This is a genomic window from Thioclava sp. F28-4, assembly GCF_002020045.1.
Taxonomy (GTDB): Bacteria; Pseudomonadota; Alphaproteobacteria; order Rhodobacterales; family Rhodobacteraceae; genus Thioclava; species Thioclava sediminum.
In genome coordinates, this window is sequence record NZ_MPZQ01000028.1 from 1 (window position 1) to 15,909 (window position 15,909).

At 60.0% G+C, this 15,909-nt stretch carries 23 protein-coding genes and 1 pseudogene; 13 read left to right on the plus strand and 11 right to left on the minus strand.

Features of this window, described 5'->3' with window-relative positions; genetic code table 11:
* The 4 genes from BMI87_RS21155 to BMI87_RS21170 form a co-directional block, all read right to left on the minus strand.
* Nucleotides 1–712 (minus strand): DNA-binding domain-containing protein (locus BMI87_RS21155; protein ID WP_305798462.1); only part of this gene is annotated, 712 nt, incomplete at its 3' end.
* Between the two features lie 129 nt (nucleotides 713–841).
* The gene (locus BMI87_RS21160; protein WP_078523466.1) at nucleotides 842–1,078 is read right to left on the minus strand and encodes a TrbC/VirB2 family protein; all 237 of its coding nucleotides are present in this window, start codon (nucleotides 1,076–1,078) and stop codon (nucleotides 842–844) included.
* Nucleotides 1,075–1,758: a lytic transglycosylase domain-containing protein gene (locus tag BMI87_RS21165; RefSeq protein ID WP_043872336.1), complete on the minus strand. Its 684-nt coding sequence runs from the start codon at nucleotides 1,756–1,758 to the stop codon at nucleotides 1,075–1,077. The genes BMI87_RS21160 and BMI87_RS21165 overlap by 4 nt, the downstream gene beginning before the upstream one ends.
* Complete coding sequence (locus tag BMI87_RS21170) at nucleotides 1,715–2,041, minus strand: hypothetical protein (RefSeq protein ID WP_040885981.1); 327 nt, start codon at nucleotides 2,039–2,041, stop codon at nucleotides 1,715–1,717. Before BMI87_RS21170 ends, BMI87_RS21165 begins: the two co-directional genes overlap by 44 nt.
* 245 nt (nucleotides 2,042–2,286) lie before the next feature.
* Here BMI87_RS21170 and BMI87_RS21175 point away from each other — a divergent pair, with 245 nt between their 5' ends.
* Nucleotides 2,287–2,514 carry a hypothetical protein gene (locus tag BMI87_RS21175; RefSeq protein ID WP_040885992.1) on the plus strand — a complete coding sequence of 76 codons (228 nt, stop codon included), beginning with the start codon at nucleotides 2,287–2,289 and terminating at the stop codon, nucleotides 2,512–2,514.
* A 14-nt stretch (nucleotides 2,515–2,528) separates the two neighbouring features.
* Here the strand turns inward: BMI87_RS21175 and BMI87_RS21180 are convergent, their stop codons facing one another.
* Both BMI87_RS21180 and BMI87_RS21185 read right to left on the minus strand, forming a co-directional pair.
* A complete protein-coding gene (locus BMI87_RS21180) occupies nucleotides 2,529–2,849 on the minus strand; it encodes a type II toxin-antitoxin system RelE/ParE family toxin (protein ID WP_008336095.1) in 321 nt (106 codons plus the stop codon).
* Between the two features lie 5 nt (nucleotides 2,850–2,854).
* A complete protein-coding gene (locus BMI87_RS21185; protein WP_008336111.1) occupies nucleotides 2,855–3,097 on the minus strand; it encodes a type II toxin-antitoxin system ParD family antitoxin in 243 nt (80 codons plus the stop codon).
* Between the two features lie 518 nt (nucleotides 3,098–3,615).
* Here BMI87_RS21185 and BMI87_RS21190 point away from each other — a divergent pair.
* Together BMI87_RS21190 and BMI87_RS21195 are read left to right on the plus strand one after the other, a co-directional pair.
* Nucleotides 3,616–4,212: a hypothetical protein gene (locus BMI87_RS21190; protein WP_102017048.1), complete on the plus strand. Its 597-nt coding sequence runs from the start codon at nucleotides 3,616–3,618 to the stop codon at nucleotides 4,210–4,212.
* A gap of 237 nt (nucleotides 4,213–4,449) precedes the next feature.
* Nucleotides 4,450–5,292: a hypothetical protein gene (locus tag BMI87_RS21195; protein WP_008336115.1), complete on the plus strand. Its 843-nt coding sequence runs from the start codon at nucleotides 4,450–4,452 to the stop codon at nucleotides 5,290–5,292.
* 266 nt (nucleotides 5,293–5,558) lie between these two features.
* Here the strand turns inward: BMI87_RS21195 and BMI87_RS21200 are convergent, their stop codons facing one another.
* From BMI87_RS21200 to BMI87_RS21220, 5 genes are all read right to left on the minus strand, one after another.
* Nucleotides 5,559–5,837, minus strand: a complete 279-nt coding sequence (locus BMI87_RS21200; protein WP_234988885.1) for an STAS/SEC14 domain-containing protein — start codon at nucleotides 5,835–5,837, stop codon at nucleotides 5,559–5,561.
* Nucleotides 5,838–5,892: 55 nt separating this feature from the next.
* Nucleotides 5,893–6,858 (minus strand): cation diffusion facilitator family transporter, encoded by a 966-nt coding sequence (locus BMI87_RS21205; protein WP_010138164.1) that lies wholly within the window; start codon nucleotides 6,856–6,858, stop codon nucleotides 5,893–5,895.
* Entirely contained in the window at nucleotides 6,848–7,603 is a 756-nt protein-coding gene (locus BMI87_RS21210) for a transglutaminase family protein (protein ID WP_026155634.1), read from the minus strand. Before BMI87_RS21210 ends, BMI87_RS21205 begins: the two co-directional genes overlap by 11 nt.
* Nucleotides 7,604–7,698: 95 nt before the next feature.
* Entirely contained in the window at nucleotides 7,699–8,277 is a 579-nt protein-coding gene (locus BMI87_RS21215; protein ID WP_009573601.1) for a cation transporter, read from the minus strand.
* 103 nt (nucleotides 8,278–8,380) lie between these two features.
* On the minus strand, nucleotides 8,381–8,809 hold the full coding sequence (locus BMI87_RS21220) for a helix-turn-helix domain-containing protein (protein ID WP_013959865.1): 429 nt from the start codon (nucleotides 8,807–8,809) through the stop codon (nucleotides 8,381–8,383).
* A gap of 207 nt (nucleotides 8,810–9,016) precedes the next feature.
* Here BMI87_RS21220 and BMI87_RS21225 point away from each other — a divergent pair, with 207 nt between their 5' ends.
* From BMI87_RS21225 to lnt, 10 genes and pseudogenes are all read left to right on the plus strand, one after another.
* Nucleotides 9,017–9,583 (plus strand): SCO family protein, encoded by a 567-nt coding sequence (locus BMI87_RS21225; RefSeq protein ID WP_026155633.1) that lies wholly within the window; start codon nucleotides 9,017–9,019, stop codon nucleotides 9,581–9,583.
* 5 nt (nucleotides 9,584–9,588) lie between these two features.
* Nucleotides 9,589–10,011 carry a disulfide bond formation protein B gene (locus tag BMI87_RS21230; RefSeq protein ID WP_018001722.1) on the plus strand — a complete coding sequence of 141 codons (423 nt, stop codon included), beginning with the start codon at nucleotides 9,589–9,591 and terminating at the stop codon, nucleotides 10,009–10,011.
* The gene (locus BMI87_RS21235; protein ID WP_018001721.1) at nucleotides 10,008–10,667 is read left to right on the plus strand and encodes a thioredoxin domain-containing protein; all 660 of its coding nucleotides are present in this window, start codon (nucleotides 10,008–10,010) and stop codon (nucleotides 10,665–10,667) included. Before BMI87_RS21230 ends, BMI87_RS21235 begins: the two co-directional genes overlap by 4 nt.
* Nucleotides 10,668–10,690: 23 nt before the next feature.
* On the plus strand, nucleotides 10,691–11,158 hold the full coding sequence (locus tag BMI87_RS21240) for a copper chaperone PCu(A)C (RefSeq protein WP_018001720.1): 468 nt from the start codon (nucleotides 10,691–10,693) through the stop codon (nucleotides 11,156–11,158).
* Entirely contained in the window at nucleotides 11,158–11,784 is a 627-nt protein-coding gene (locus BMI87_RS21245; protein WP_026155632.1) for an SCO family protein, read from the plus strand. Before BMI87_RS21240 ends, BMI87_RS21245 begins: the two co-directional genes overlap by 1 nt.
* Nucleotides 11,781–13,154: a M23 family metallopeptidase gene (locus tag BMI87_RS21250; protein ID WP_026155631.1), complete on the plus strand. Its 1,374-nt coding sequence runs from the start codon at nucleotides 11,781–11,783 to the stop codon at nucleotides 13,152–13,154. Before BMI87_RS21245 ends, BMI87_RS21250 begins: the two co-directional genes overlap by 4 nt.
* Nucleotides 13,155–13,157: 3 nt before the next feature.
* Nucleotides 13,158–13,613 carry a DUF411 domain-containing protein gene (locus BMI87_RS21255; RefSeq protein WP_018001717.1) on the plus strand — a complete coding sequence of 152 codons (456 nt, stop codon included), beginning with the start codon at nucleotides 13,158–13,160 and terminating at the stop codon, nucleotides 13,611–13,613.
* 12 nt (nucleotides 13,614–13,625) lie between these two features.
* Nucleotides 13,626–14,408, plus strand: a complete 783-nt coding sequence (locus tag BMI87_RS21260) for a ZIP family metal transporter (protein WP_026155630.1) — start codon at nucleotides 13,626–13,628, stop codon at nucleotides 14,406–14,408.
* A 28-nt stretch (nucleotides 14,409–14,436) separates the two neighbouring features.
* Nucleotides 14,437–14,895 (plus strand): signal peptidase II, encoded by a 459-nt coding sequence (gene lspA / locus BMI87_RS21265; protein WP_018001715.1) that lies wholly within the window; start codon nucleotides 14,437–14,439, stop codon nucleotides 14,893–14,895.
* Nucleotides 14,862–15,812: pseudogene (gene lnt, locus BMI87_RS21270) on the plus strand (apolipoprotein N-acyltransferase); the annotation flags it as partial. The gene lspA and the pseudogene lnt, both read left to right, overlap by 34 nt.
* Nucleotides 15,813–15,909: the final 97 nt, after the last annotated feature.

Consider the following 15,909-nt stretch of genomic DNA (forward strand, 5'->3'; position numbering starts at 1 on the left):
GGCCGCAGTTCTCGATGGTCGGCTGACCGTCGCAAACAGAAAACGCGCCGCATGACCCCCATGTCTTGTCCACTCCCGTTACCATCCGCGTTGCGATGTCGATCGCCAGCGTGACCCAAGGCCGCCCAATTGGTTGGCGTTCAAAGCTGTCGACAAGAATGATGTCCGCGGGCGTATGGTCGATTTGTACGACCTCCAGTGGTTGGTTCGCCTTGTTCTCGCCTGTGACGGCCGCAAATTTCTGGCGCGCCGCCTTTGCGCCCTCTCGTGCCTTCGCAACTTCGCGGGCATCCATCGCGTCCAGACGACGCTGAACCGTCCGACGCGTCGGCGGTTGCAAGCCCTGCTGCCAGCACGCGCTGCGGATTTCTGTCACGACGCGCGAGAGGCTCGGACGTTCCCGGCGCAAGAAACATCGGCGAAGATGCTCTTCGATCACCGCTTCGACCCTGCTGGATATCAAGGTCGTACCGGTCGGGCGGCCCCGTTTCCGCGGAGCCAGCGCGCTGGTGCGTCCACCTTCTTCGACCAGCCGCTTTATCCAACGCCAGACCGTCGCCCTGCTGACACCAAGCTCCCAAACGGCGTCATTGATGCCACTTTCCAGACTGCCAGTCCCTTTCAGAAATGCTTGAACAAGCGGGCGCAGCACCGCGGCCCTGCGCGCCTCTTCAGCGCCAACTGCAACGGAGTCTTCGCCATAATCATCCATCGATATTTGCTGCACATGTCTGTGAACCCTGTCTCAAGTTTAAGGGCAAAAATATCGGAATTAAAGGCAAAATCTCATATTTAAGGGCAAAGGACAGCCGTTGATTTCGTTGAATCTCTCATCTCACAATTAAGGGCTACGCGACAGCGCCTGACGGAAGTCGAGGATGCCAAAGAGCCAGGAAAGGAACACCCCGATCAGTGCGAGCGTGCCAATCACGATCCCCAAGGGACCGGTGATCGCATCGACAATGCCTTGAAGCAGGGTCTGTACCGGCGAGAGGTCGATGCTCTGCGCAAGCGCTGGACCCGCCAGCACGATAAGGGCCATCGCGCCGAGCGCGACGATCGAAGGTCTCGATGTCATGAAAGATCTCCTCTGAGCCGCTCAAACACGGCAGTCACACGGGCCACATGCCCTTGGGTTTCTCGAAAAGGGGGGATGCCGCCGTGGCGTGTGACCGCCTCAGGGCCGGCGTTGTATGCCGCAAGGGCCAGAGAGCCCTCGCCGAACTGGTCGAGCATCATCAGCAAGTAGCGGGCTGATCCGTCGAGGTTCTGCGCAATGTCATGTGGGTCGACGCCGAGGTCGCGGGCAGTATCTGGCATAAGCTGCCCGAGGCCTATGGCACCGACAGGGCTACGTGCAGCCGGATTGTATGCGCTCTCGACTTCGATATTGGCCCGGTAAAGGAGCGCCCAATCAGTGACTGAAAGCCCTGCGCGACGCAGCGCACCATGCCCGGCATACCGCAGAGCCGTGGTCTCGATCGCATGGAGGATTTCTGGAGTGGCGCGGGCGGCGGATCGTGCCGGGATCGCTGTCTCGCTCGTTGCGTCAGGAACGCGAGGTTCTGCGAAGAGAAAAAGGCGCCCGTTTGCCTCTTGAGAAGAGGAAATCAATTGGCCGTCTGGACCAACCGAAAAGATGAAACCGTCGGCCAGGGCCGGGGGCGCGGAACAAACGCCTGTACCCAAAGCAACGACGAGCGCAGTCGCGCGGTCAGCTGCCTTTGACCGGAGGCGCGGCGTGGCGCTCGCGGCCACCTTCTTCAAGTGGGATGCTAGCGGTCGTACAGCCCATGTCGGCCAGGAAACTGACAAGGCCAACGATGGTTCTGAAGTCGCGGAGCTTGAGGACGCTTCGGCTGGTGACGAGCATCTTATCGTCACGCCCATCAGTGGCGACGGCGCGGATGACCCACGAGCCGTACCAGCTGTTATGGCGCTTCTCTGCTCTCTCCTTGCAGACCACCTCAATGAGGTAGCCCTCGGCGAGCAAGCCGCGCAGTCCGTCTTCTGTAACCACATTCGGGGCTTCTTCTATCATGGCCTTCCCTTGGGTCCTTGTTCTGCCTGGGTGCAGTATCAGGCCCACGGGGTCGCAACACCGTGAGCGATACAAAACAACATTAATGATAGCAAGACAATAATAACGTGTTGACGAAGTTCGCCTTGCTCCGATAACGGTGATAGCCGACAGAATGATAATCTTAAAGGCGGCAAAGGAGTTTTGCCCTGCGCTTGTTTATTGCGCGCAACGCACCGTTGCTGTTCGCGTTCCTGCTTGGAAGCATGCCGATAGCCGCGGCGGCAGATTGCGTACCTCCCGAACGACCGTTCTTGCCTCAGTCGCAAGAAGACATGCGTGCCCATGCCGATCTGTTGCGTTCTGATTTTGAGGGCTACATCGCCGACATCCAGGACTACTTCCGCTGTCTTGATGCCGAGCGCGCCCGCGCGTTTCAGGAGGCGCGCGAGGTCAGTGAAGACTATGGAAGACTAGTCGAGCTATTGGAATGAGGAAACGCATGGGCTTATCCGCCGTCGAGATCCTCGTAGTAGACGAGCGCGGGCATGTTGCGGCGCTGGTGCACGATGCGCAGGATGACTGCCGCGCCTTCCGCCACATCGAGACGCTTGTAGAAGATCACGTGACGCTGGCAGTTGACGGACCGCATCCCGGGGACGAAGAGACTCCTGTCCCGACCCCGGTCGGGATCCCCGGTGATCCGCTCGAAGGCGGTGACCAACTGGCGGTAATAGACGAGCCATTGGTCCCTCCCCCAGGTCTCGACTGTGTAGGCACGGATCTCTTCAAGGTCGGACGTGGCCCGACTGGAAAGCCGAATAGTCATGCGGGTCAGCGATCAAACGCATCCGGTTCGAAGGCTTGGGCATCGAACTCGGCGAAGTCTCCATTTTCGGCCAGGGTGGCTGCCATCTCGAGGTCGGCCTTTAGGGCGTAGAACTGCCGCGCGCCGTCCTTCTCCATCAGCATCCTCACGCCGGCGCGCACGACTTCGCTCAGATTGGCGTAAGCGCCGGACTCGATCTGCGCCTGCACATATTTCTGCATCGGTTCGGTCAGGTGGACGTTTGGCATCAGACTCTCCTATCCATGCTCAATCGTATCAGATACTGACATAAATCTTCAAGGTCATGTTCGGTCCCAACATAGGCTCGTTGCTCCACCCCGTCCTTCTGCGCCCGGATTCCCGCCGGGGAACCAGGCGAGACAGTTTTCCGTTCTGCCATTCCCGAGACCATGAGCGCTGCGACTCGCCGTGTGACGGGCTCATGCGGCCTGTTCTTCCATGACCGCTTTCGTGGCCGCATTGAAATGCCATATTTGTATTTGGTTACAGATATTTGAGTGAAAGTTAACATGAAAGAGGTCCGCAATTTTGGCCACTTTCAAGACGCCGAAGCAGCCAGAACCGACGTCAGTTCTTGGAAGCCATCAAGCTAGACAAGCGAACAATCGCACGCAACCATCAATCAAATCTCCTTGCTATCATTAATGTTGTTTCGTATCGCTGCACCATTATAGATGGAGTCGGCATCATGAAGCACGTGATCCACGGCGTGGCAACAGCCACGGCAATAAGCATATCCGGACTAATGGCCTCGTCAGCTCCGGCTCAGGCCTATCAGGTGGATTGTGCGATCCTCCTCTGCCTTGCGGGCGGTTGGCCTGCCTCTGCGCCCTGCGCGCATGCCAGAGCGGTCTTCATTCGGCGGATCACGCCATGGCCGATCGAGCCGCCCTTACAAATCTGGCGGTGCCCAATGGGTGTGTCGTTCAAAGACCCCAGTCCAATGTCGCCTATGGAACGCCTTTATGACATCACGTTCCGCGATCCGCCCGAACCGCAGGAATCGACTCCTATGCCCCTTGTCCGCGTCCAAGCGGATGAACAAGCCGACATCGACATCTCGGGCGACGCCTTTGATTTCGTGCGCAGCATACGGGTCTATCACATCCAGTATCGCCAGCACGAAAACCGAGATGGCGACTGCAATCGCAGCGACTCGACGCGATTGGGGTCCTACGGCGTGCAGGGCGACTACCGATGGACAAGATCCACCGTGGGCCAGGTGCCAGCCGCATCTGGCCTGAGCATCCCGAATGGATGTGGCAGCTACTTTTACCGTTCCGTCTTCGTCGACTGGCGTGATCACGCCGGGAACTATGGTTCTGAAGAAGTTCGCTACTGACAAAATCTGCGCGCGGTTTTTACCGCGCGCGTCCTGACAACCCCGCACGGAAGGCTGTGCAAAACCCCCGAAAAGGAGACGACGCCAGACCGTGAAGCCTGACGCCGTGCTAGAAAACTCCGTGAACAAGAGTTTCCTAGCGCACCGCTAAAACACCTGCAACCAGCAAAGTTGTTTTGCTGGCAAGAATGTTGTTGTCTCACGACATGGCGTCGGATCTCCAAGGAGACCTCGACCATGGAACCTACGACCGGCCTGATCCTGCGACGGATCACGCAGACAAATCTCTCTGTTGCAGCGCACAAGCTTGCCACCCTCATCCTCGATGCCATCGCCTGGAAGGATGGCTACAACGGTTTGTCGCGCGGAACGGCAGCCTTCACCCTCTCGGCCCTGGCGGAGAAGATGGGTGTCTCACGGCAGTATCTTGCGGTTCTTCTGAGCGAACTTGAGGCTTCGGAGTTGCAGCTCGAGCGGGCGAAGCCGAATGGCAAGTTCGCGCCCTGGATCTTTCGGTTTTCCGCTTTCGACGAGGAGAGTGAAACCCATGATCTCGTGTCAGGTGAAGGCGACACATCACTATCTAGAGATAATAAAAACAAAACTATCTTCTCAGGGCTGATCGATATCACCACGAGTTCGAACGTTTTTCAGACAAGTTGGGCGGAGCTCATCAAAGCAGCGAAGGCCACGTTGCCCTGCTGGAACATCGACACCCAGGTCATCTGGGATCGCTTCCTTGCCTTCAACCGGTCCCGAGGCAACGGCAGGGTGCCGGCCGGCTTCCTGCTTGGCTTCATGCGCCGATGGCGAAATTCGTGGGGAACTCCAACTCGTCCCGCGGTCAAGCCGCCCGCGAGACCAATAACGGATCCCAAAGAGCGCGAATTGCTGAGACAGATGCAAGCCGCACCAACTGCGAACCGCCAGTTCCACGCGTCCGACTTGTGTCGCTTGATCGGACACGCTGCCTACGAAGCGCGGGTACTCGATGTGATCCGCAAGTTTGGGTGCCAGAGGTTTTCAGCAACCTTGGCGGTGCACGGACGAGCGGTGCTGGAAGGGGAGATATCCCGGTAGCTTCGCTTGCTCGGACTTGGAGTCCATGAAAGCCCCGCTACAGATGTCAAGTTCCGATAGTGAAGTTTATGTTAAATTTCGAAGAATTCAGCGCGTAGGGACTTATTATGCAGCCTAAAGTCGACATCAAACTGCATCGGATTGTTTCATCCGAGCAGACAAATGTTGCTGACTACATTTAGATCGTTCCGTTCCTCCATTAATCGTGAAGCATCTGATGTGATGTCAATTTCCAGGCCAGAGTCCTTTTCTTGCAGAATCGCTGGCTACCCGTCACGCGCCCACGCAATTGCGGACTCGGTATCGCTGGATTCGAACCACTGCATCTCGGAGCCCGTCAATAGGTTGACCACCCGTGCGCCCCATTCCATCCATCTGCGTTCTCCGACAACCGCTATGCGACCGAAATCGTTCGCGTGGGCGGTGTCGACCTTCAGATCTTCTAGCATCGCCGAAGGCTCTTCGTAGCCCTCGAAACTTGTAAGGTCGAGAACCAGACCCGGATTATCGGTTGTTCCAAGACGCTCATGAAGCAGCGCGTGCATTTACTTGAATTCTGTCTCCGTCAACTTGCCTTCGCAGACGAGCCCGATGACATCATCACGCTCGGTCAGCGTTTCCTTGAACATTGGTCTTCTCCTTTTCACTTGCGTTGCCGTGACCGTAGAGATCGGCGTTCTGATGAGCGCGATCCTCGTGCTCGAATTCGAGGCTGGAATGGCTGATGCCGAATTCTTCCTTCAGCCGCTCCTTGATCGCGCTCTTGATCTCTTCGATCTTCGACCATCCCTCGGCTGCCACGACGACATGACAGTCGAGCGCAGCCTCGTGCTCTTGCATTTGCCAGAGATGGACGTGGTGGACGTCGGCGACGCCTTCGACTTTCCGCATCGCTTCGACGACGGCCTCGTTGTCGATGTCCGGCGGGCTCCCGAGCATCAGGGTTCGGATTGGGCCGCCTATTTCAGTGAAAGACAGATACAGGATGTAGGTCGCGATGCCGATGGTGATGGCAGGATCGACCCAACGCATGTCGTAAAGGATGATCAGCGACCCAGCGACGATAACCGCGACCGAAGCAAGCGCATCCGAAAGGTTGTGGAGAAAAAGCGCACGGATGTTCACGCTCCCCTTCTGCATCGAATAGGTCAGCATTGCGGTCAGCGTGTCGACCACAAGCGCGATTCCACCGAGAATGACGACGGTCCACCCCATGACTTCGGGTGGATCAATCATGCGCATGCCACCTTCGTAGATCAGATAGAAGCCGATCACGATGAGGGTGGTGTAGTTGATCAGGGCCGCGACGATTTCGACCCGGCCATAGCCGAAGGTCATGCGCTCATCGGCCGGGCGGCGCGCGATCTTGCGTGCGGCAAAGGCAATGACAAGCGAGGCCATATCGGAAAAGTTGTGCAGCGCATCGGCGATCAGTGCCAGGCTGCCCGACAATATGCCCCCGACGATTTGCGCAACGGTAAGAAGCCCGTTCGCCCAGATCGCGATGGCAACCCGCCGATCGCCAGAATCCGGATCGATATGCGCGTGCCCGTGGTCATGTGGCATTGGCAGGCTCCTCATGCGCGTGTGTCGCGCGTCGGTCAGTCTTGAGGCGGTCGCTGCGGAAACCACGAACGCGCGCATTCATCCAGTGGCGTATGATATGACGGTAAAGGGCACCACGCAGCCATCCAAAGGATTGCTCATGGGAAAAATAGAAGGCGTCCGGCGTATCAAACACGCCGAAATCCTGCACGATGCCGGTTTTCTGAATGTAGGTATCTTCTCCGTTCCAGGCGACGGGAGGCGCGCCAAGGCAATCCGTGCCCGCGCCATAACCGCAGAGACTTTCTGTGTCCGAGAATGACGTTTGCAGGACATCGAGGAAAGCGTCATCCAGGATGAAGCCTTCAAGGTTGATCCAGGCACCTTGAAATTCGATCTCGACCCATGAGTGGAGAATTTCCTGCGGAGCAAGCGGATACACCAGCTCAGGGACAACACCGCGCTGCAAGCCTTTGTGGATCGTAAACCCATGCAACCGGCAACGAATGCCGACACCACGCAGCAGCGCCATCAAGAGCGTGCTTTTGGTATTGCACTGCCCATAGCCGTCGGAAAGCACTTCGGATGCGGGGATGTCGTCAGCTCGATTGTATCCGAACGCGATTTCATTCCGAACGAAATCATAGGCAGCTCCGATCCGATCGTATTCGGATAAGCCGCGCCAGCTGCGGTTCTCAATTAGACGCGCAAGAGGCGCGGCATCAAAATCCAGTAGTTTGGTGGGTACAAGTAGGGGGTCGATCATCTGCAACGGGTCGCTCCTCGAATCGTCTTGGAACAAGACTAATTGCTATAGTCACTATAGCTTCAATCCTTTCTTTCAGAAAGAATCTCCCGCAACTATTTGTCCGTGTGAACCGCTTTGTGGTGTTCGCCGTGTGCGTCGCGCAGGATGTCGATACCGCCCCAGGCCGCGATCCCGGCGACGATCACACCGACGACAAGGTCCGGCCAGTTGGTTCCTAGCCAAGCGACGAGGCCACCGGCCACGACGATCCCGAGGTTCGCGGCGAAATCGTTGTAACTGAAGGTGTTGGCCGCGCGGATATTGACGTTTGGATTTTTGAGCTTAGCGAGCAGCCAAACGCAGACTGCGTTGATAGCCGCCGCGATCAGGGCCATTGCAATCATGATCGTCCCGAGCGGATCTGACCCACCGATGTAGCGGCGCCACGCATCGTAGAGGATGCCTGCAGCGAACAGGATCAGCAGCCCGCCGGAAACGTTCGCCGCCCCGCGTTTCCATTTGGCGGATCGGGACAAAGCGAAAAGGCTGATCGCGTAGACGAAGCTGTCGGAGAGGTTATCGAGCCCGTTGGCGATCAGGGCACTTGAGTCGCCGAAGGCGCCTGTTGCGAAAAAAGCCACGGCCAAACCGATATTGAGCGCCAGAACGATCCAAAGCGTCCGTCTCTCCATTGAATCTTGTCTAGCGGCCATTTTGTGGTTCCAGCTTGTGTTGTACGACACATTAACTTCTGCGGCAGATCTGCGTTCCAGCCGGAATGTTGGCTGAATTCCTTCAGGCCCCGATTTCCTCGTGTTCGGTCAAGCATTCCGAATGGTCCCGCAACACCTCAAGCACCTTGCAATCTCCCGTCCGCCCGCCGCTGCATTCGTGAACCATGCGTTTCAGTTCCGTGCGCAGCGCCTTCAGGCGGGCCATGCGCTGCTCCACCTGTTTGAGCTGGCGACGCGCGATGGCATCAGCCTCATCACAGGGCCGGTTGGGATGGTCGCTGAGGTCGAGCAGCTCGCGGATCGCATCGAGCGAGAAACCGAGTTGTCGCGAATGGCGGATGAAGGACAGCCGGTCGAGCTGTGCATTGTCGTAGCGCCTCTGCCCGCCTTCGGTCCTGCCAGGTTCGGGCATGAGCCCAATCTGTTCGTAGTACCGGATGGTCTGCACCTTCGTGCCAGTCTTCTTTGACAGAGTACCGATCGTGAGCATTTTCGCCTCCATGAAAAAGATACAGTTTGTGTAGGTTTTGCCGTCGGAATAAACAAGTGTCGGTTTCACAGACGCGTGAGTTCAAGCTATACCATGATTTCGTGCTTGAACCTCTAGCGGCTAGAGGATGTATCCGCACTTGCAATAAGAATCAAAAACAGGCGAACAGGATTGTCCCTTACATCGGCACAGAAGTTTCTTTGGGTTTTGGCAGGCGTGGCAGCGCTTGCCTTCGTATGGCTCTTGCTATGGTCCGATTATCGTGCCGATAGCGCCCGAACTGACGCCGAGCCGCCTTTTTTCGCTGAGTTCGAACTGACGGACCACCAGGGTATGGTTCAAACCGAGGAGGACTTTGCGGGGCGCTGGATGCTGGTTTTTTTCGGCTTTACCAACTGCCCCGACGTCTGCCCGACGACCCTATCTGAGGTCGCGGCGGTGATGGACGGTCTGGGCGACGATGCCGCCAAGGTCCAGCCGATTTTCATCACCATCGACCCCGAACGGGACACGCCCGCCGCACTCGCCGAATACGTCCCGCTGTTCGATGCGGGCATCATCGGTCTGACCGGCACGCCGGAACAGATCGCCGCCACATCCGAGACGTTTCCGATCTTCTTTGAACGCGTCGAAGAGGCTGCGGCGCCGGATGGTTACACGATGGGCCACACGTCGCATTTGTTCCTCTTCGATCCCGACGCGGGCTTCGCCGACTCGTGGCCCTACGGCACCTCCGCCGAAGAGATACTCGCCGATCTGGAAGAGAGGTTCTGACCGACATGAACCGTATGTCCGGAGAAACAGCCCTCGGGCTGGCGTGGATCATCGCGCTCGTCGCCTCGCTTGCCGTGCTTTTTGTCGGCGAGGTGCTGGGGCAGACGCCCTGTGTGCTGTGCTGGTTCCAGCGCGCCTTCATGTTCCCCTTGGCCATTGTCCTCGGGCTCGGCCTTTGGTGGCGGGACGGCCGCGTGGGGCGCTACGGCATCGCATTGGCGCTTGGCGGCGGCGCAATCGCCCTCTGGCACATGGGGCTGTACGTCGGTCTTGTTCCCGAACGCGTCCAGCCCTGCACGGCCACCGGCCCCTCTTGCACCGATGACAACCAACTGGTCTTCGGCATCCCTATCCCGCTGATGGCGCTCGCCGCCTTCGCGCTGATCGGGGCGCTGTCGGCCCTTTCATTGAAGGACACACGAACATGAATCGACGCGGCCTGATCCTGTCCGTTCTTGCCCTCGGCGCCGCCGGTTTCGGCGGAGCCACCTGGTTTGCAATCCGCCCCGGCCCAGTGGCCGAAGCGGAGCCCGTTGCTCCGGAACTTGCGGAGGCGATGATCCGCCCCTACTCGCCCATCCTCGGGCCTGCGGATGCGCCCGTCACGATCGTCGAATTCTTCGATCCGGCCTGCGAGGCCTGTCGCGCCTTTCATCCCATCGTGAAGGACATCATGGCCGAGCATGGGGAAGCTGTCCGCGTCGTGATCCGCTACACGCCCTTCCACGGCGCGGCATCCGAGGAAGCCATCCGCGTGCTCGAAGCGGCGCGCATGCAGGACGTTTACGTGCCGGTGCTCGAGGCCGTTCTGCGGGAACAGCCGAGATGGGCGTCGCACGGTGCCCCGGCGCCTGGCCTGATCCTTCAGATCGCCGCCACGGCCGGACTCGATGCCGAAGCCGCGCGCACGCAAATGCTGGCACCCGGTGTCGTGGCGATCCTTAACCAGGATCGTGCTGACGTCGAGGCCGTGGGAATTCGCCAGACGCCCACATTCTTTGTGAACGGCAAGCCGCTCGATCCATTCGGGGAGGCAGAGTTGCGTCGTCTGGTGGCCGCCGAAGTCGCTGCCGCGCAAAGCTGAATGGAAAGGGCAGGATCAGAACGATGAAAAAGTATATTTTGACTGGCACACTGGCCGCGCTTTTGACCCTTGGAGGGCTCTCGGTGCCCGCGCTGGCCGGACCCGAGGATGTTGTCGTCGAGAACGCGTGGTCCCGCGCCTCCATCGGGATGAACCGTCCCGGGGCCGCTTACATGACGATCCGCAACACTGGCGACGAGCCGGTGACGCTGATCGGCCTTACAACACCGCTCGCGATGATGCCCGAAATCCACGAGACGAAGACCAATGCCGAAGGTGTGAGCTCCATGAGCCCGGCGGGGGAGATCGCGATCGCCCCGGGCGAGAGCGTCGCGCTCGAACCGGGGGGCCTGCACGCAATGCTGATGCGGCTACAAGAACCGATGACGGAAGGGGACACCTTTCCGCTGACCCTGCTTTTCGACGACGGAGGCGAAGTGACGGTCAAGGTGCCGATCCTCGGAATCGCCGCGCGGGGGCCAGAGGACTGATGCGGCGACGGGCGGTCCTGGGGTACGGCGCGGCTGGTGTCGGGGCGGTCGCCCTGATGCTCTTCGTCGGTTGGTGGCAGGTCGATGGACCCGGTGGACCCGAACCTGTCGGGCAGCGGCCTGTGGCCCTGACCGAGATGGATTTCCGTCTGACGGATCATGAGGGCAACGCGGTCGGGCCGGAAACCCTGATCGGTCGCCCGACGATGGCGTTCTTCGGCTTCACCTACTGTCCCGATGTCTGCCCGACCACGCTTTCTGACATTTCGGGATGGCTCGACGATCTGGGAGACGAGGCCGACGAGATGAACGTGGTTTTCATCACGGTCGATCCCGAGCGCGACACTGTCGAAACGATGGCCGAATATGTCGGCTACTTCCATCCGGCGATCCGCGGCTGGACGGGACCGGAAGAGCAGATAGCGCGCGTCGCGGACGGCTTCCGCGCCACCTACGAGCGAGTACCGGCGGAGAGCGGCGATTACACGATGAACCACACCGCGAGCGTCTTCCTGTTCGCAGCCTCTGGGCGATTCGTCACCATGATCGACTATCACGAGCCCAAAGAATTCGCGGTGCCGAAGATCCGCCGCGCGCTGGAAGAAGAAATGGAGGGGGCGACATGAGGCTCAGAACTTTGGCGGCTTGTGTCGCAATTGCGGGGACGGTTTCGGGAGCGGCTATCGCCATCTCTGATTCCATGTCGAAAGAACCCGTGCCGCCGGAACTTGCCCAGGCAGGTAGCTGGATGCCCCAAGGTCCTGAAGCCCCCCAGAACGTTGACATCCCCGTGACGCTGCCCGCGGCGGCATGGGCAGACGATGCACCCGACCTCAGCCCGCTGCCCCTTCTGCAGGCCGCGTTTGCCGACAGGCCGGTGCAAGCGATCGAGCCACCCCTGTCGACGTGGTCGCGCGACATTGCTCCGGGCGAAACGCTCGATTTCTTGCTGTCAGAGGCCGGTCTTGCGGCACCTGACAGAGCCGAAGTTGCCCTCGCGCTTGGTGCGGAATACGATCTGCGACGGCTGCGGCCGGGGCACTCGGTCACTGTCGCTTCGACCGTGGACGGCAGCCCCCGCACCGTCTCACTCGCCGTCGAGGACGGGGTTCGGATCGAGGTGGTTTTCGGCGAGCAGATGTCCACGCAGGTCGTGGCTCCGGATCCGGAAATCGTAACCCTTGCCGGCGAAGCCATGATCGACAGCTCGATCTTCGCGGCACTCGACGAAGCCGGCATACCCGCCCGTTTTTCCGTGGACCTTGCGCAGATGCTGGGTGGGACCGTGGATTTCCGCCGCGAGATGGCCGGTGGCGAAACACTAAGGCTTCTCTGGCGTGAGGCGCGGGTCGGAGAGGACAGGATCGGACAGCCCGAACTCGCCTTCGCCGCACTGGAGATCGGCGGTTCGCTTTACGAGATCGTATGGCCGGACGACGGCAGCGGTCAGGCGACGATCTACGTCGATGGCGAGGTGCTGCGCGTCTTCGCACAGCCGGTAGAGGGTGCGCGCCTCAGCTCGGTGTTCGGACGCCGCACGCATCCGGTCTTTGGCAACGTCCGGATGCACACCGGCGTCGATTTTGCAGCGGCACGTGGGACACCGGTTCAAGCGACGGCACCGGGGCGGGTCAATTTCATCGGCTGGCGCGGCGGATATGGTCGCGTGGTCGAAATCTTGCACGGCTCCGACACCATGACGCGCTACGCGCATCTGAGCGCCGTGCCGGAAGACTTGGCACAAGGCCAACGCGTTGCGGCGGGAGACGTGATCGGCCGCGTCGGCGCGACTGGCACGGCGACAGGTCCGAACCTGCACTATGAGGTGCTCGTGGATGGGCGCCCGACTGACCCCCTCTCTGACGACCGGCTCGCCGAAGCGGCCGAGAGCGATGCGGATGATACCGCCGCGCTCTCGCGTCTGGCCGAGGCGCGGGCGCTTCTGAATGAAAACCTCGGCAGCGAGATTGCCAAAACGACAACCGAAAGGCTCTGACCCATGAAACGCATGACACAAGTTCTTGCCATCACGCTCGCCCTGTTCCCAGCGGCCCAGGCCCTCGCAGAGGCAACGGCGATCGACGTCCGCAAGACCAACGGATGCGGCTGCTGCCTCTCGTGGATGAAACATCTCGAAGAGAACGGGTTTGTGCCGACCGGCCAGGACATGTTCGGCGGGCTTCTCGTGCGCTTCAAGCTAGACAACGGCGTGCCGCAGCGCATGGTCTCCTGCCACACCGCGCTCATTGACGGCTACGTGATCGAGGGCCATGTACCGGCCGCTGACATCCGCCGCCTTCTCGAGGAGCGCCCGGACGCCGTCGGCCTCGCTGTTCCGGGGATGCCCTATGGCTCGCCCGGCATGGGGCCAGAAGACGACCGCGAGGCCTATGATGTCTTCCTCATCCGCAAGGACGGGTCGACGGAAGTCTTTTCGAGCTACGCCGAAGGATAATCTGGCCCGCCCATGGAAAATCTGTCTCCGATAATGCTCGGCTTTCTCGGAAGTCTTGCCGCCGGATCGCTCACAGCAGTCGGAGCAGTTCCCGTGCTGTTCGGGCGCATCCCGTCTCGGGCCACACGCGATCTGTCGCTCGGCTTCGCTGCCGGTGTGATGCTCGCCGCTTCTTTCTTTTCGCTGATCATCCCGGCATTGGATGCGGCGGAGCCGATGTTCGAAAACGGCGCGATGCCTGCGGCCATCGTATGCGTTTCGATTCTTCTGGGCATGGGGGCTGTCGCCCTGATGAACGAAAAGCTGCCGCACGAGCACTTCAAGACGGGACGCGAAGGGCCCGAAGCGGCGTCTTTGCGGCGGGTCTGGCTGTTCATCATCGCAATCACGATCCACAACTTCCCCGAAGGCCTTGCGGTTGGGGTCGGCTTCGGATCCGGAGGTATGGAGGGCGGTCTGCCGCTCGCCATCGGCATCGGGCTTCAGAATGCGCCCGAAGGATTGGCCGTCGCTGTATCTCTGCTGGGCGAGGGATATCCGAAGCTGCGCGCCTGGGGCATCGCGGCGCTGACGGGCATGATCGAGCCGATTGGCGGTTTGCTCGGGGCCGGCATCATCACACTGTCGGAACCGCTGCTTCCATGGGGTCTGGCCTTTGCCGCGGGCGCAATGCTCTACGTCATTAGCCACGAAATCATCCCCGAAACCCATCGCAGCGGCCATCAGAACAGGGCGACGCTCGGTCTCGCAGTCGGGCTCGTTCTGATGCTGTTCCTTGATGTCTGGTTGGGATGAGGCAATGTCACTAAACAAGGTATCTCCGATGATCGGCGTCTTCGCAGCACTTGCTGCGTTCGCGATCGATCAGATCACCAAAGCCATTGTCGTTGCGAATGCCGTCACTTTAAGCGCCGGAATTCCCGTGTTTCCGGGATTCAACCTCGTCTTTTATCGTAATGACGGCGTGACTTTCGGGATGTTGGGCGGCGCGCCGTGGTGGAGCCTCATCGCTTTCGCTCTTGCCATCTGTGTTTGGCTGGGGGTTATGCTGTTTCGCGCCGACAATGCGGTGGAAACGCTTGCCTACGGTGCGATCATTGGCGGAGCCCTGGGCAATGTCATCGATCGTGTGCGGTATCGGGCTGTAACAGACTTTCTCGATTTCTACATTGGCACAACACATTGGCCTGCCTTCAACTTGGCCGATGTATTTGTCGTCAGTGGCGTGGGGCTCTTGCTCGCCGCGCCATGGATCAGCGCGCGGCGTTCGATCAAGTCGTGAAGCCGGAAATTCTGAACCGCATCGCTCTGCGCCACCGTTTGCTTTCGCGGATGACGCTTGGTTTCGCCGCCGGGGCGATGACCGTTCTGACTTTCCCGCCTCTTTCGATTCTCCTGCTCGTTCCCGTTGCCTATTCCGCGTTGTTTGTCGGGCTTCGCGATCTCTCCTTCGGGCGCGCTTTCCTCGTCGGCTGGGCGTTTGGTCTCGGCCAGTTCGGTTTCGGGATTTGGTGGATCGCGGAAAGTTTCTACGTCGAGGCCGAGCGGTTTGGGACGATGGCGATTCCGGCGGTCGCGGGATTGTCCGCAGGTCTCGCGATTTTCCCAGCCATTGCCGCTGCGCTTTTTGCCGAAATCGCGCGGCGCGGAGCCATGGGCAGTCTCTTGGCCTGCCTCCTGTTCGCGACCTCCTGGACCGTGGCCGAGTGGTTGCGTGGTCACGTTCTGACAGGGTTTCCCTGGAACCTGGCCGGTTACGCACTTGTAGACTACGCCGCCCTTCGCCAGACCGCCGCCTGGGTCGGAAGCTATGGGCTAAGCTTTCTCACCGTGTTCGTCGCGGTACTCCCTGGCGCGGCTGCTATGGCGTCCGGGCGGCAACGATTGACCATCTCGCTCATGGCGCTGGCCGGAATCGCGACGATGTGGGCTGTCGGCACGCTGCGCCTCCAGTCGGATGCACAACAGCCACCCGGTGTCGACCTGCGCATCGTCCAGGGCAACATTCCACAAGAGGAGAAATGGGCTCCCGAGAACCGCGAGGCGACCTTCGCGCGCTATCTTGAGCTTTCAACCCGGCCCGGCGATTTCGACGTGCTTCTCTGGCCGGAAACCGCCTTTCCGGGTTTCCTCGATGAGGATACGGAGGCACGGGCCCGCATTGCCGCAGCGCTACCAGACGGCAGAGTGCTGCTGTCGCGTTGCCTTTAAATCTGAGAGGGAGTGGACAAAACATGGGGGTCATCTTCGTCGTTGCGGTCCGTGCTAAGGTGAGTTCTTTGCGTGTGGGGCTGCC